The sequence below is a fragment of the Pauljensenia sp. UMB10120 genome, from assembly GCF_030212035.1.
GTDB classification, from domain to species: Bacteria; Actinomycetota; Actinomycetes; order Actinomycetales; family Actinomycetaceae; genus Pauljensenia; species Pauljensenia radingae_A.
Map to the genome: position 1 here is coordinate 298,377 of NZ_JASODH010000002.1, position 14,597 is coordinate 312,973.

General features: G+C 61.0%; 15 protein-coding genes. All 15 read left to right on the forward strand.

The genetic code is table 11. The features are described 5' to 3' along the window. Positions 1-21: 21 nt before the first annotated feature. The 15 genes from QP093_RS03170 (at position 22) to QP093_RS03240 (ending at position 14,596) form a co-directional block, all read left to right on the forward strand. On the forward strand, positions 22-1,455 hold the full coding sequence (locus QP093_RS03170; RefSeq protein ID WP_070725890.1) for a UDP-N-acetylmuramoyl-tripeptide--D-alanyl-D-alanine ligase: 1,434 nt from the start codon (positions 22-24) through the stop codon (positions 1,453-1,455). After that, positions 1,452-2,537, forward strand: coding sequence for a phospho-N-acetylmuramoyl-pentapeptide-transferase (gene mraY / locus QP093_RS03175; RefSeq protein WP_058236862.1), 1,086 nt, complete (start codon positions 1,452-1,454; stop codon positions 2,535-2,537). The genes QP093_RS03170 and mraY overlap by 4 nt, the downstream gene beginning before the upstream one ends. Beyond that, positions 2,537-3,970 (forward strand): UDP-N-acetylmuramoyl-L-alanine--D-glutamate ligase, encoded by a 1,434-nt coding sequence (gene murD / locus QP093_RS03180; protein ID WP_058236466.1) that lies wholly within the window; start codon positions 2,537-2,539, stop codon positions 3,968-3,970. The genes mraY and murD overlap by 1 nt, the downstream gene beginning before the upstream one ends. Before the next feature lie 12 nt (positions 3,971-3,982). Then, the gene (locus QP093_RS03185) at positions 3,983-5,308 is read left to right on the forward strand and encodes an FtsW/RodA/SpoVE family cell cycle protein (RefSeq protein ID WP_285014632.1); all 1,326 of its coding nucleotides are present in this window, start codon (positions 3,983-3,985) and stop codon (positions 5,306-5,308) included. Continuing rightward, positions 5,305-6,420 carry an undecaprenyldiphospho-muramoylpentapeptide beta-N-acetylglucosaminyltransferase gene (murG, locus tag QP093_RS03190; RefSeq protein WP_285014634.1) on the forward strand — a complete coding sequence of 372 codons (1,116 nt, stop codon included), beginning with the start codon at positions 5,305-5,307 and terminating at the stop codon, positions 6,418-6,420. Before QP093_RS03185 ends, murG begins: the two co-directional genes overlap by 4 nt. After that, positions 6,417-7,814 carry a UDP-N-acetylmuramate--L-alanine ligase gene (gene murC / locus QP093_RS03195; protein ID WP_285014636.1) on the forward strand — a complete coding sequence of 466 codons (1,398 nt, stop codon included), beginning with the start codon at positions 6,417-6,419 and terminating at the stop codon, positions 7,812-7,814. The genes murG and murC overlap by 4 nt, the downstream gene beginning before the upstream one ends. Continuing rightward, a complete protein-coding gene (locus tag QP093_RS03200; RefSeq protein ID WP_285014638.1) occupies positions 7,811-8,797 on the forward strand; it encodes a cell division protein FtsQ/DivIB in 987 nt (328 codons plus the stop codon). The genes murC and QP093_RS03200 overlap by 4 nt, the downstream gene beginning before the upstream one ends. Before the next feature lie 120 nt (positions 8,798-8,917). Beyond that, positions 8,918-10,177 (forward strand): cell division protein FtsZ, encoded by a 1,260-nt coding sequence (ftsZ, locus tag QP093_RS03205; RefSeq protein WP_285014640.1) that lies wholly within the window; start codon positions 8,918-8,920, stop codon positions 10,175-10,177. Between the two features lie 3 nt (positions 10,178-10,180). After that, positions 10,181-10,903, forward strand: coding sequence for a purine nucleoside phosphorylase YfiH/LACC1 family protein (locus QP093_RS03210; protein WP_285014642.1), 723 nt, complete (start codon positions 10,181-10,183; stop codon positions 10,901-10,903). A 58-nt stretch (positions 10,904-10,961) separates the two neighbouring features. Beyond that, positions 10,962-11,429, forward strand: coding sequence for a cell division protein SepF (locus tag QP093_RS03215; protein WP_058236472.1), 468 nt, complete (start codon positions 10,962-10,964; stop codon positions 11,427-11,429). Then, positions 11,429-11,737: a YggT family protein gene (locus QP093_RS03220; protein WP_058236473.1), complete on the forward strand. Its 309-nt coding sequence runs from the start codon at positions 11,429-11,431 to the stop codon at positions 11,735-11,737. Before QP093_RS03215 ends, QP093_RS03220 begins: the two co-directional genes overlap by 1 nt. 228 nt (positions 11,738-11,965) lie before the next feature. Further along, entirely contained in the window at positions 11,966-12,601 is a 636-nt protein-coding gene (locus QP093_RS03225; protein WP_285014727.1) for a DivIVA domain-containing protein, read from the forward strand. An 81-nt stretch (positions 12,602-12,682) separates the two neighbouring features. Further along, entirely contained in the window at positions 12,683-13,201 is a 519-nt protein-coding gene (lspA, locus tag QP093_RS03230) for a signal peptidase II (RefSeq protein ID WP_285014644.1), read from the forward strand. Next, on the forward strand, positions 13,194-14,120 hold the full coding sequence (locus tag QP093_RS03235) for an RluA family pseudouridine synthase (RefSeq protein ID WP_285014646.1): 927 nt from the start codon (positions 13,194-13,196) through the stop codon (positions 14,118-14,120). Before lspA ends, QP093_RS03235 begins: the two co-directional genes overlap by 8 nt. Then, positions 14,117-14,596, forward strand: a complete 480-nt coding sequence (locus QP093_RS03240) for a GNAT family N-acetyltransferase (protein ID WP_285014648.1) — start codon at positions 14,117-14,119, stop codon at positions 14,594-14,596. Before QP093_RS03235 ends, QP093_RS03240 begins: the two co-directional genes overlap by 4 nt. Position 14,597: the final 1 nt, after the last annotated feature.

Sequence of the window (14,597 nt, forward strand, 5' to 3'; positions counted from 1 at the left end):
CAACCTGCTGAAAGAAGGACGATGAACAGGCAAGCAGAATGGGTAGCCCGAGCAGTGGGCGGGCAGATGATCGGCCCTGACGTGACGATCACGGGATCAGTGGTCACCGATTCGCGTGAAGCAACCGCAGGATCGCTCTACGTCGCCCGTCGCGGCGAGAACGCCGACGGGCACGACTTCATCGCCAGTGCACGAGACAACGGAGCGGTGGCCGCCCTGGTCGAACGTGAAATACCACAGGCCGGACTGACCCAGATCGTCACCCCCGAATCGACCGAGGCGCTCGGCGTCCTCGCCCATGCACATCTGGAGGACCTGCGACAGGCAGGCCCCCTCGATGTCATTGCTGTGACAGGGTCCGCCGGAAAAACCACCACCAAGGATCTGCTTGCTGCGCTCATGGCGACCGACGGGCCGACCGTTGCGCCCAAACTGTCCTTCAATAACGAGGTTGGCCTGCCACTGACCGTCCTCAAGGCCGACGAACACACACGTCACCTGGTGCTGGAAATGGGTGCATCGGGGCCCGGACATCTGCGCATGCTCACCGGCATTGCCGCTCCGGATGTGGCGATTGAACTGATGGTGGGCACAGCGCATCTGGGAGGCTTTGGATCGCGCGAAGCCACCGCCTCCGCAAAAGCCGAACTGATTAAGGGCATGAAACCTGACGGGACAGCTGTACTGAACGCTGATGATGACTACGTGGCGGCGATGGCTCAGCGTGCGCCAGGACGCATCATCGGATTCACCACGCGCACTCAGTACCCGCAGTTCACCGACACGTGGATCCGCGCGGAAAACATTACGATCGACGCTGACGAACGCGCCGCATTCGACCTAATCACACCCGAAGGACGTGCTCACGTGCACCTGACATTGGTGGGTGCGCATCATGTGCACAACGCGCTGGCAGCCGCAGCCGGCGCATACGCGTGCGGCGTCGACACGCAGACCATTGCGCAAGTCCTGACCGCTTCGGGGCCATCATCACCACACAGGATGGACATCGAGACAGTCACGCTGGACGAGGGACGCACCATCATCCTGATCGATGACGCCTACAACGCCAACCCGGATTCCATGCGCGCAGCACTGACCGCTCTGAAGCATCTGGGTGCTCAACGCAATGCGCGAACCGTGGCAGTGCTGGGCGCCATGCTGGAGCTGGGGGAGCAGTCCGAGGCCCTGCACCGAGACGTTGCCCAAATGGCACTTGATGCAGGCGTGTCCCATATCTTCACGTGGTCAGCTGATGCGCAGCCACTTGCCTCCCACGCGCAGGCGAAAACAGATTCAGGCACCGAAGTGACATACAGTGAAGACTGGAATGAGACACTGGGCGAACTCACCAGCGCCGTTCGTGACGGCGACATTGTGTTAGTCAAAGGCTCATACGGATCTCATGCGTGGCAGATTGCCGCAACACTGATGGAAAGCGGGTGCAGTCGATGATCGGGGTTATTGCGTCATTCGCGGTCGGCCTGGTGCTCTCACTGGGCCTGACACCCCTGTTTATCCGATTCCTTGTCCGTCACCAATACGGACAGTTCATCCGCCAGGACGGCCCCACCCAACACCTGACCAAACGTGGCACACCGACAATGGGTGGCGTTGTCTTCATTGGCGCCACCATCATCGCGTGGCTTGCTGGCAACGCCGTAAACCGCACGCTGCCCGCCTATTCATCACTCCTGCTCGCATTCCTCTTTGTCGGCTTGGGAATCGTCGGCCTGCTCGACGACGGCATCAAAATACGCAAACAACGATCCCTTGGCCTGCACGCAGGTGCGAAGATCATCATGCAGGTGGCGATCGGCTCCATCTTCGCCATTTTGGCACTGATGCGACCCAACGAACGCGGCATCACACCTGGATCGACGGCGATATCCGTGGCACGTCCCACCGGTATCGATCTGGCGTTCGCGGGCATCATCGTGGGCGGCATCCTGTTCGTCCTGTGGGTCAACTTTCTGGTTGCCGCATGGTCCAACGCCGTGAACCTGACAGACGGCCTGGATGGTCTGGCGACCGGCGCATCAATCTTCGTCTTCGGAGCGTACGCGCTGATCTCAGTTTTTCAGGTGACACAGTCGTGCTGGGGAACGACGATCAACACGGCAGCCTGCTACACGACCCGTGACCCCTTGTCACTGGCAATTTTCTGCGCCGGCCTGGTGGGAGCGCTGGCCGGTTTCCTCTGGTTCAACGCCTCACCCGCACAGATCTTCATGGGGGACACCGGATCTCTCGCCCTGGGCGGCGCAGTCGCCGGCATGTCGATTTTCACGAACACGGAGTTCCTGGCCGTCATCATCGGCGGACTCTTCGTCATCATCACGATGTCTGACGTCATCCAGATCAGTGTGTTCAAACTGACGCGCAAACGTGTCTTCCGCATGGCGCCGCTTCACCATCACTTCGAACTCAAGGGCTGGAAAGAAATCACCATCGTGATCCGTTTCTGGCTGATCGCCGCACTCCTGGCAGTGATCGGCGTCGGCCTGTTCTACGCGGAGTGGGTGTCATGGCTGTAATGGAACAACTGCCCCAACCCGGTCGTGCAGCAATCATCGGATGGGGAATGTCCGGTCGGGCCGCAGGCCGCGCCCTGAGTTCACGAGGCTGGGACGTCACGGGCTTCGACCAGCACGACGTTGCCGAAAACAACGACCGTGTCGAGGTTATCGCTGACGCCGATGAACTGGCCACACGCGTCGTGCAGACCGCGCCCGACCTGATCGTCATGTCTCCGGGAATCGCACCCCACGAGCCAGTATGGCAATCGGCATTGTCTGCGGATATCCCAATCGTCGGCGAGATGGAACTGGCGTGGCTCCTGCAGGAATCCGGCCTGCATGCAGGCCGCCCCTGGCTGATGGTCACCGGTACGAACGGCAAGACCACAACGGTCTCGATGCTGGCGGCCATGCTGCGCGCAGGCGGAGAGAATGCCCTCGAAGTAGGCAATATCGGCGTCCCCATCACGCAGCTCATTGACGATGATGCTGACGTGTTTGCAGTGGAGGCATCCTCATTCCAACTGTATTCGACCCGCACCGTATCCCCGGAAGCGTCCGTTGTCCTCAACGTCGATGCCGACCATCTGAACTGGCACGGCAGTGTCGAGGCCTACGCGCAGGCAAAGGCACGCATCTACGAAAACACACGCATCGCATGCGTTTATCCGTCAGCTGACCGTCGCATCGAAAAAATGGTGGAGAACGCGGACGTCATTGAAGGGGCGCGCGCCATCGGATTTACACTGGGCACCCCTGCTGTCTCACAGGTCGGCATTGTCGAGGACACCCTCGTCGATCGGGCCTTTCTGGATGAACGACGCACGCACGCATTGCATCTGGCTGAATTCGATGACCTCGTTCATGTCTCCGGTGCACAGCCCTCGCCCGCGCTCCTGATGGATGCGCTGGCGGCCGCCGCTCTTGCACGCGCACATGGAGTGACGCCCGAAGCTGTTGCAGAGGGTCTGCGCACTTTCACGCAACCCGCCCACCGGCGAGCCATTATCTCGCACGCAGCGGACATGACGTGGATTGATGATTCAAAAGCCACCAATGCGCATGCCGCCGCTGCTTCCCTGGCTGGTGTCACGCCGGGAACTGCCATCTGGATTGCTGGGGGAGACGCAAAGGGGCAGAACTTCGACGACCTTGTCACCCGCGTCGCCCCGTTGTTGCGCGGCGTGGTGCTCATTGGCGTCGACCGGGCGCCTTTGAGGAACTCACTGGCGGCGCACGCTCCGTCGGTGCCTGTCGTGGAAGTCGATGGTCATGATGACTGGATGTTCTCGGTGGTGAACGAGGCGGTTGGCCTGTCGCGACCGGGCGACACCGTGCTGCTGGCTCCGGCAACCGCATCGTGGGATCAGTTCGACAACTACGGCCAGCGAGGCGATGTTTTTGCCCAGGCGGTGCAGCGCCTGGAAGACATGTGGAACACCAACAAGTAGGGGAGGCAGATTGTGGCGGACCAGGTGACCCGCAGTCCGCGCGAACGGCTGGCGCGCCTGTGGCATCGCATACCGGCGATCCGCTTCGGGCGGGAAGGCCAGTCATCTGCCGTGCGTGAATCCTCGCCTGTCACGTCCTACTACCTCGTCATCATCCCCGCAGTGCTGCTGGCACTGATCGGACTGCTCATGGGGTTTTCTGCCTCCGCCGTCACCAACATTGCCCAGGGTGAAAACCCCTATATCGCTTTCCTGAAGCCGCTGGCGCTGACGACAATCGGGCTCATCATGATGTTCGTGGCACAGATGGTGCCCGAGAAGGTCTACTACGCCGGAGCCCTTGTGCTGTTCGCACTCGCCTGCCTCCTCCAGGCCCTGGTCATGGTGCCGCTGTTTGGCCGTGCCGAGGGCGGCAACACGAACTGGATCCATATCCCCGGTCTGCCGTTCCTGATCCAGCCATCCGAACTGCTTAAACTGGCGCTCATCATCGCTTTGGCCCAGCTCGTCGCCCGCAGGGATTCGCGCCGTGATGACTTCAAGCAAATGGCGATCCGCTGTGGTGGTGCGACCGCCGTTGCGCTTGGCCTGGTCATGCTCGGACACGACATGGGGACAGCCCTCGTCGTTGCCACGTGTGCCTTTGGCGCGCTGTGGGTGGCAGGACTGCCCAGGAAGTGGTTCGGCTATGCGATCCTGGCAGCGATCCCGATTCTGGCATTCCTCGTCGTGCAGAACCCCACGCGACTGAGGCGCATCATCGCCATCATTCCCGGCATGGGGCCGGAGCGCTCCACCTCAGCTCCCGAACAGATTGACCACGCGCTGTGGGCATTCGGCTCTGGAGGACTGATGGGGCTGGGACCGGGCGCATCGCGTGAAAAGTGGGAATACCTCCAGGCCGCGCACACCGACTTCATCCTTGCCATCGTGGGCGAGGAGTTCGGCCTTTTGGGCACATGCTCGGTCCTGGTTCTCATGATGCTGATGGTGTGGGGAATGGTGCGCGTCAGCAGGGAAACCACATCGCTTTTTGCCGCTGTTATGTGCGGCGGCATCGCATCGTGGATCGCTGTTCAGACCGTCATCAACGTCATGTCGGTAACCGGCATCGGCCCGGTGATCGGCGTGCCGTTGCCGCTGGTGTCCTCGGGCGGTTCGGCGTTCGTATTTACCGCTAGCGCTGTTGGGGTGGTAGCGTCATGTGCGCGCGCGAATGCTCGCATGCGAATGTTCGGCTCTCCCGACGAGGCTTCCGCAGGACGCGATCCACGCCGACGCATTCACAAGCGTCCCGCGCGCACACGACCAGTACGACAGGCACAGAAGGCGCGATGACACACACAATAGTTCTGGCAGGCGGCGGCACAGCCGGTCACGTCAATCCGTTGCTGGCAACGGCCACGTGTCTGCGTGAGCGCGGATGGGATGTGCGAATCCTCGGCACGCGCGAAGGCCTGGAAGCAGATCTGGTCCCGGCAGCAGGATTTGAGTTTCACGAAATTGAACGTGTGCCCCTGCCACGCCGACCCACCCCGGCATTGCTGACAGTTCCGCAGCGACTGCGCCACGCAATCGCGCAGTCCCGCAACGTGATCACAGGAGCTGACGGGTTGTTGGGTTTTGGTGGATACGTCTCCACCCCCGCCTACTTTGCCGCACGTTCAGAGCACATCCCGATCGCCATTCATGAACAAAATGCGCGCCCCGGCCTGGCGAACCGGCTGGGAGCCAGATGGGCCGCCCTCGTCGCACTCACGTTCGGTTCCACGCCGCTTGCAGCACGACAGGGACGCACCGAGGTCGTCGGATTGCCCCTCCGCCCGCAGATCGCGCGCCTGGCGCATCTGCGAACCACCGACGAGGGTGCCCGCACCGCCCGCGTCGAAGGCGCGCAGCGCTTCGGACTTGACCCGGATCTGACCACGCTGGTCATCACGGGCGGCTCCCTGGGGGCGCTTCACATCAACACAGTCATGGCATCCGTCGCCTCCGAGCTGCCTGAGGGCTGTCAGGTTCTGCACCTGACCGGTAAAGGCAAGGACGATGCCGTGCGTGCCAGTATTGACGAGGCGGGAGTGGCTCACCGATGGCACGTGGTGGACTACACGACTGACATGCATGATGCGCTGGCCGTGGCCGATCTGGTGGTCTGCCGCTCAGGTGCCGGCACCGTCGCGGAGCTGAGCGCCCTCGGACTGCCTGCCGTCTATGTCCCCCTCCCGATCGGCAACGGTGAGCAGCGTCTGAATGCGCATGACCACGTCGCAGCAGGCGGTGCAGAGCTGATCAACGACGCGCACTTCACCGTAGAACGCGCACGCACCGACGTCATGGGCATACTGACTGACCAGGAGCGCCTCAGCCGGATGCGCAGCGCGTCAGCTCATGGATCCTCTGCCAACGCCGCTGAGCGCCTGACAGACCTCGTGGAGGAGATGTGCAGATGAACGCGCAAACCGGTATCAGCACAGTTCATCTCATTGGCGTCGGCGGAGCCGGTATGAGCGTGGTGGCAGAGCTGCTTCATGCTCGTGGTTGTACCGTCAGCGGGTCGGATCAGAATCCGTCATCTGTCATTGACAGGCTTCAGGCAGCGGGAATTGACGCCTATGTCGGCCATGACGCTGATCGGGTCCCGGCCGACGCCACAGTTGTAGTCTCGACGGCAGTGCGTCCAACGAATCCGGAACTGGTCCGTGCCACCGAGCGTGGCCAGAGTATTATTCACCGCTCCCAGGCACTTGCCTATGCCGCCAGCGGCATGCGTTTTGTCGCTGTTGCCGGCGCGCACGGCAAGACTACGACATCTGCCATGTTGACTATTGCGTTAGCTGAAGCAGGGGAAGATCCCTCGTGCGCGATCGGCGGCATCGTGCCCCAATTTGGCACTGGTGCGCACCTGGGCGGCGGAGACATTTTCGTGGCCGAGGCAGATGAATCCGATGGCTCATTTCTCAACTACCATCCGACAGTCGCCCTCGTCACCAATGTTGAGCCGGACCACCTGGATCACTACGGCTCAACGGAGGCGTTCGAGCAGGCATTTGTGGACTTTGCGCACCGTATCGTTACCGGTGGGACACTGGTGTGCTGTGCGGAAGATCGAGGTGCGCGGGCGTTGGCGCAGGCAGCTCGTCGCGATGGCATCACCACGCTGACCTATGGCCGCCCTGAACGCTGTGAGGCGGTGCCGGATGTGACTATCACTGATGCTGCGACAACTGATCGTGGCTCGAGCGCCCACCTGTGCGGACCCGACGCGCTGGAGGCGACGATTCGCCTCGCCGTGGTGGGTGATCATAACGTGCTCAACGCGGCGGGTGCATGGACGGCAGGATGCGCGCTGGGGGTCGATGCCGGCCGTCTTGCCAACGGTCTGTCGCATTTTTCAAGTACAGGTCGCCGATTCGAACTTCGCGGCCAGGTGGGCTCCAGACGCGTTATTGATGACTACGCGCACCACCCGACCGAGGTGGAAGCAGCTCTCAGGCAGGCCCGGATCGTAGCTGACGGCGGCGAGGTAACCGTCGTCTTCCAGCCGCATCTATTTAGTCGCACACGAGCTTTTGCCCAGCGTTTCGCTGACGCTCTGGCGCACGCGGATCATGTGGTCGTCACCGATATTTACCCGGCGCGTGAAGATCCGATCGAGGGAATCGACTCCGGATTGATCGTGGCGCACCTGCCTCGAGCCCAATGGATCCCGGACATGCATGAAGCTGCCCGCCTGGCAGCGCGTCAGACAGGAGAACATGGCATAGTGATGACCATGGGTGCCGGCTCAATCACGCAATGCGCAGATGACGTTCTCGATGAATGGCGCAACGGGGACGTGCAGTGAGGCAACCACCCCGGCCTCGCCCTCCCCACGAGCCTGCCGAACAGCCTGAATGCTCCACCGTGCATGATCGCCATGCAGTCGGTGGGCGATCCGCATCAACGCAGCATTCCGAATCGAGCAGGCGGCCCGCCTCGACTCAGCGATCTGCGTCGGCCACGCGATCCGCGTCGGTGGAACGTATCCGCGGGCCACGCCAGATGCGCACGCCGCTGTCCTCGTCCAGTGCGGTCGACGCATTCGGCGAGCGGCGCGCGAGGGGCCAGAAAAACTCGAAGGTCACCCGTCTTGATGAACGACGCAAAGCACGTAGACGGCTGTCTCTTCGCACTCTGATGTCGATTATTGTCACTGTCCTCCTTGCTGCAGCGGCGATCTGGGCCATCTTCTTTTCGCCACTTTTCGCCCTCACGACCTCGCGCATCACCGTCGAGGGCGCGAATGAGGTCGTACCGGCCGAGCAGGTGATTGCCAGCGTCGACGAATTCAGCGGAACCCCGATTACGCGACTGTCAATGTCATCAGTTGTGCAGGCTGTGAACTCGCTGACGCTGGTACGCGACAGCCAGGTGCAGCGTTCGTGGCCCGATGGGCTGACCATTACGATCACCATTCGCAGGCCAGTGATGGTGGAAATGGTCGGTGAAAATGCCCGCGTCATTGACGAGGACGGCGTGGAGATACCCGGGGATCCGCCCGAGGGTCTGCCTGTTGTCGCGCTTCCATCTGAGGCCCCTCTCAGAGCGCAGGCAATTGAGCAGGTCCAGACGGTGTGGGCGGCGCTCAGTTCTGAGCTGCGTCAGATGACAGGCAAGATCAGTGCCGACGGACAGCAGCTGACCATTACCTTGGCGGATAACCGTGTGGTGCGGTGGGGGACCCAGGATGATTCGGATCTGAAGTCACGCGTCCTGAAGGTTCTGATCGACCAACGACCTGCGCAGGTCTATGACGTAAGTTCTCCGACCCGGCCGGTCACGTCCTAGCGACACGCCCACATCTTTCCTTGCAGTTTGAGGTGTTGTTTTCTACCGTCTTTCCGGCAGAATACAGGAGAAACACCAACCTTCAACTTGAGGTTGAGGGTTGAGTGGGAGGGGCACAAAATGGCAGGACCTCAAAACCACCTCGCAGTGATCAAGGTGGTCGGAGTCGGCGGCGGCGGCGTCAATGCTGTTAACCGAATGATCGAAGCAGAACTCAAAGGCGTCGAATTCATTGCGGTGAACACAGACGCCCAGGCTCTGCTGATGTCAGATGCTGAAACCAAACTTGATATCGGTCGCGACCTGACCCACGGCCTGGGAGCGGGAGCTGACCCGTCAGTGGGCCGTCAGGCAGCTGAAGACCACATCGATGACATCAAGGCCGCCCTTGAAGGCGCCGACATGGTGTTCGTCACCGCCGGTGAAGGAGGCGGCACGGGAACGGGCGCAGCCCCCATCGTTGCCAAAGCCGCCCGCGACTCCGGCGCTCTGACAGTCGGCGTCGTCACCCGCCCCTTTTCCTTTGAAGGCATGCGTCGCGCCGCCCAGGGCGAACAGGGCGTGGAGGCACTGCGCAAAGAAGTCGACACGCTGATCGTCATCCCGAATGATCGCCTGCTGTCCATCTCGGATCCCAATATCTCGATCCTTGAAGCATTCCAGGCAGCCGACCAGGTCCTGCTCTCGGGAGTGCAGGGAATCACTGAACTCATCACCACCCCGGGTCTGATCAACGTCGACTTCAACGACGTGAAGTCCGTGATGCAGGATGCCGGATCCGCGCTGATGGGTATCGGTGCTGCTACAGGTGATGACCGCGCGCTGCGCGCCGTGGAAACCGCGATTTCCTCCCCGCTGCTTGAAGCCAGCATTGACGGCGCTCACGGCGTCCTCATGTTCTTCCAGGGTGGCTCGGATGTTGGCCTGCAGGAGATCTACCAGTCCGCACTGCTGGTGCGCGAAGCCGCTCACCCTGAAGCCAACATCATCTTCGGCAACGTCGTTGACGATTCGCTGGGCGACGAGATCCGCGTCACCATCATTGCGGCCGGATTTGACGACCAGCCCGTGACGTCAGGTAACACCGATGCGCCAGCGAAGAAGCCGGAACAGCCGGCACCTGTCGCCGCGCCGGCCCCGAAGTCTGCGGAAGAACCCTTGCGTGAACGCTCAGCGGGAACCATTTCCCAGACGCCGGTTCGCCCCGCACATCGTGCAGAACCTCGCGTGCCTACCCGCACGCAGGCGCCGTCCGCCACACCGTCGGATGCGCCCAGTGCTCAGCCTGCTCCGCGAGATGCCGATTCGCTGGAAGTGCCGCGCATCTTCGACGAGGATGACTCCGCTGACGACCTGGATATTCCTGATTTTCTGCGCTGAAACATGATCACACCGATCGAGTGGGCAGGCGCCCTGATCACGCACACTGAAGCGGGGTCGGGCACCTGCCCACTTCGCAATAACGTGGGATACCACGTTGGCGATGATGCTCAGGCAGTGGCGAAGCGCCGCGATCACCTGAGCAAGCTGACCGGAAGCCCGCTGACCTGGATGGACCAGACACACTCCACGCGTGTCCGCGTCGTCGATGCGATCAGCGACCACATTGACGCAGACGCCCTCGTCGTCAATCTGGCCGAGGGGCCACGCACGGGACTGGCCGTGATGGTTGCCGACTGCGTGCCTGTGTGCCTGAGTGTAGCTCATGGGACGATCCTGGCGGCGATCCACGCCGGACGCACGGGGCTGCTCGGTGGAATACTCAGCGCGACAGTTCGCCGGATTCGCCGCATGAGCGCGGAGCCGATCAGCGCCTTTGTCGGTGCCTGCATATGTGGCCAATGCTACGAGGTGGACCGCGCGCTGTGGGACGACGTAGCAGCCGTTCGACCACATATGTGTACCCACACCAGTTGGGGCACCCCCGGCCTTGATCTTCGCGAGGGGGTATGCAGCGAACTGCGCGAAGCGGGCGTCGACACAATTGAACACGACCTGCGGTGCACCCGGGAAACGCCGGCCCTCCACTCCTACAGGCGCGACCCCACCTGCGGACGCCAGGCATTGATCATTTCGCCATCGTTGCGACATGCCGAGGCAACTTGAGGCCTGTGCGTTATCTTCTCGATTAGCGTGAGATCAGCGGCCTGACAGAGGAGAAACGATGGCGGAATCATTTTCTACGCGCGCGAAGAAATTCATGGGATGGGATACATCCGATGACGAGTTCGATGAACCCGAAATGGAACAGGAAGAGCCCGGACAGTGGGCAGACGTCACTGAACTGTCCGACTACGAACCCACACCTGCAGTGCGCCGCACTGAAACAGTGCAGCAAACTGAGCCGAATGATCTGGCCCGAATTCAGACCATTCACGCCACCTCCTATGCGGATGCGCGCAGCATCGGCGACGCCTTCCGCAGCGATATCCCTGTCATCGTCAACATGACCGACCTGCCTGACAATGAAGCGCGCCGCGTGATCGATTTCTCCGCCGGGCTGGTGTACGGCCTGCGCGGACACTTTGAACGCGTGACTCAACGCGTCTACCTGCTGTCGCCGCGATCTGTCAAGGTGTCATCCGGAATGGCCCCCTCCCACGGTGCGGAGCTGTTCAGCCAGGCAGAGTAATGCCCGTGTACATACTCGGCGCCGCTGTACACTTCTGTGCCAGCTTGTACCTGCTGGTGCTGTTTGGACGGATGATCTTTGACTGGATCCGTATTCTTGCCCGCGACTGGCATCCGCGAGCAACGGCCGTCATTGTGATCGGTAATGTGCTCTACGCGTTGACTGACCCACCTCTGCGTTTCCTGCGTCGCTACATTCCGCCGCTCAGACTGGGTAACGGGATCGCACTCGATGTCGGTTTCATGGTGCTGTTCATCGGTATTCTGCTTCTTCAGCGCGTTGCACGATTGATGATGGTATTTGGCTAGTTAGGCGTTCAAACGGTAGATTAATTGAAACGCATATTGGAATGTGATGTCGCTGTGACTGAAGTTGCCTCAGTGATTCATGTGTCCGATAGAATAAGTATCACTTACAATCAGTGTCATCAGGTTGAATGCTGGTGACACCACGATCGTCGGGCGGTTACCAATCGGCGTTCGACAGGGCAGATACCGAGAGGTGAGGAAATGGACGAGCCCACAGGTCAGGAACAGATTCAGCTGCTGACAACGGACGAAGTTCTGAACAAGAACTTCCAGGCAGTGAAGTTCCGTGAAGGCTACGACCCCGTCGAGGTAGACAATTTTCTCGACCGAGTCGTTGCGACGATCTACTACCTGAACATGGAGAAGCAGAATCTCCAGGAAAAGCTTGAAGCAGCCGAACGCCGCATCACCGAACTCCAGGAAGGTTCGGCCGACGCATCTGGCTTCTCCACTCCTGCCGAAACTGCTCAGCCTGTTGTCGAGGAAGAACCGCAGGTCGCGCAGCCCGAACCAGAACCAGAACCCGTTCAGCCTGTGCAGCCGGTTCAGCCTGCCACGCCCAGCGAACCCGAATCCGCAACCTCGATGCTTGCTTTGGCGCAGCGCGTCCACGACGAGTACGTGCGCGACGGCCGCGAAGAATCAGAACGCATCATTGCTGAAGCTCGCACCAAGGGCGATGAGATCGTTGCCGACGCAGAGAGCAAGCATGAAACGATCCTGGCTCAGCTCGACCAGGAGCGCGGACTGTTGGAAAACAAGATCAACGAGTTGCGCGGATTCGAGACGGAATACCGTCAGTCCATCCGCACTCACCTCGAGAAACTTCTGACCGAAGTGAACGAGGACAGCTCGGAAAACTGACGTTTCTCAAGCCAATGACTGTGTGGCGGCGGCGTACCAGACGCTGCCGCCACATTTATGCCCCACCTGTTAGGAGAACATGTGTCAACGAGTCCAGCTGCAACGAATGTGTCACGGCGCCCACTGGTCAGCGCCATAGTTGTAGCACTCGTCGCACTGATCAGTGACCAGGTCACGAAATTCTGGGCTTTGTCCTCGTTGTCCGAGGGGCAGCGCCGTCCACTTATTGGTGACTTCCTGAGTCTCCAGCTGGTCAGGAACTCCGGAGCCGCCTTCTCGATGGGGGCAGGCTCAACGTGGATTTTCACGATCATCTCAGTGGTCGTGCTCGGCGTCATCATCTGGGTCCTGCCGAAAATCACCTCCACGAGTGTGGCAGCCGTGGTGGGTCTTCTTGCCGGGGGAGCGGCGGGTAACCTGGTGGATCGCCTCGTGCAGCCTCCCTCGTTCGGGCGCGGACACGTCGTTGACTTCATCAACTACAACGACTACTTCGTTGGCAACGTTGCCGATATCTGGATCGTTGTGGCAGCAGTGTTGATGGTGATCGTCTTTCTGCGAACAGAACACTCCCATTCCGGTGCGCGCACCGATGAGTGACGAGTTCGAGCACCGCTACCTGCCAGTGCCGGACGCGCTGGTCGATACCCGCGTGGACGTGGCACTCTCACGCATGCTCGGCATGTCACGCTCTCAGGCCGGTGACCTTGTCAGCGCAGGACACGTGCGCATCAACGGTGCCGTCAGTCGGAAGTCGGACCGGCTCAGCCTTCGGGACCTCATTGAAGTCGACATACCGCAGCACCGTGTGCAGCCCGCACCCGTGACCGGCATGGACATCCTCTACGATGATGACGACATCGTCGTGGTCAACAAACCTGTCGGCGTTGCGGCACACACGGGCCCGGGATGGACCGGTCCCACAGTGATCGGCAACCTGGAAGCCGCAGGCTTCCGCATCGCACTGTCAGGCCCGCCCGAACGCCAGGGAATCGTGCACCGCCTTGACGTGGGTACATCTGGCGCCATGATGGTCGCCAAATCCGAATTGGCATATTCGGTGATGAAACGGGCCTTCAAGGAACGCACCGTCACGAAGATTTACCATGCCGTGGTCGCCGGACACCTGGATCCGCCATCAGGCACCATCGACGCGCCCATTGGCCGCCATCCGTCGCGCGAATGGCGCATGGCCGTTATCGAAGGTGGCAAGCGTGCCGTGACACATTACGACACCCTTGAACTCATGGCTGGTGCAGCCCTGCTGTCAATCCACCTGGAAACTGGTCGCACACACCAGATCCGCGTCCACATGGCAGCGGTCAACCATCCGTGTGTCGGCGACGTGTTCTACGGCGCTGACCCCACGCAGGCTGAACGCCTCGGCTTGGAACGTCAATGGTTGCACGCCGTCCAGCTCGGCTTCGCACACCCACGCACCGGCAAACACGTCACCGTGGACGCACCGTACATGGACGACCTTGATGCTGCCCTCACACTCCTGAGAAAACCACGATGACCACTCTTCACGTCCGACGCGCCACCGACTCCGACCGCTTCGCCATTATCTCGATCAGGTGGGATGTGTTCGTTGTTGAACAGCACGTTCCTATGGTCCTTGAAATTGATGCACGCGACTTCAACCCCGCCGTCACCCAATTCATTGCCGAGGACGAGGCTGGCCACCCTGTTGGAACCGTGCGCCTCATCCCGGATGGTGATGACTGCTATCACCTGGGGCGCCTTGCTGTCAGACAGGAGGCACGCGGCAGTGGATGCGGAGCCGCCCTCGTCAATGCTCTGCACGAAGAAGTCACACGACGAACCCCTGCCGGCAGGCACGCCCGGGTCGACCTCGACGCGCAACTGCAGGCACAGGGATTCTACGAACGCCTCGGATATGTGTCACACGGCGACGACACATTCTGGGATGCAGGAATTGAGCATCGTCACCTCGCTCAGCTCATCGAGGGCACTGCAGAACCATTAAGATGAC

Excerpts from the sequence above, each read along its gene's own strand:
- QP093_RS03220 (WP_058236473.1), top strand. The coding sequence starts at position 11,429 with ATGCCCGTGTACATACTCGGCGCCGCTGTACACTTCTGTGCCAGCTTG.
- murC (WP_285014636.1), top strand. The coding sequence starts at position 6,417 with ATGAACGCGCAAACCGGTATCAGCACAGTTCATCTCATTGGCGTCGGC.
- QP093_RS03235 (WP_285014646.1), top strand. The coding sequence starts at position 13,194 with ATGAGTGACGAGTTCGAGCACCGCTACCTGCCAGTGCCGGACGCGCTG.
- QP093_RS03240 (WP_285014648.1), top strand. The coding sequence starts at position 14,117 with ATGACCACTCTTCACGTCCGACGCGCCACCGACTCCGACCGCTTCGCC.
- murD (WP_058236466.1), top strand. The coding sequence starts at position 2,537 with ATGGAACAACTGCCCCAACCCGGTCGTGCAGCAATCATCGGATGGGGA.
- QP093_RS03170 (WP_070725890.1), top strand. The coding sequence starts at position 22 with ATGAACAGGCAAGCAGAATGGGTAGCCCGAGCAGTGGGCGGGCAGATG.
- QP093_RS03210 (WP_285014642.1), top strand. The coding sequence starts at position 10,181 with ATGATCACACCGATCGAGTGGGCAGGCGCCCTGATCACGCACACTGAA.
- ftsZ (WP_285014640.1), top strand. The coding sequence starts at position 8,918 with ATGGCAGGACCTCAAAACCACCTCGCAGTGATCAAGGTGGTCGGAGTC.
- mraY (WP_058236862.1), top strand. The coding sequence starts at position 1,452 with ATGATCGGGGTTATTGCGTCATTCGCGGTCGGCCTGGTGCTCTCACTG.
- murG (WP_285014634.1), top strand. The coding sequence starts at position 5,305 with ATGACACACACAATAGTTCTGGCAGGCGGCGGCACAGCCGGTCACGTC.
- QP093_RS03215 (WP_058236472.1), top strand. The coding sequence starts at position 10,962 with ATGGCGGAATCATTTTCTACGCGCGCGAAGAAATTCATGGGATGGGAT.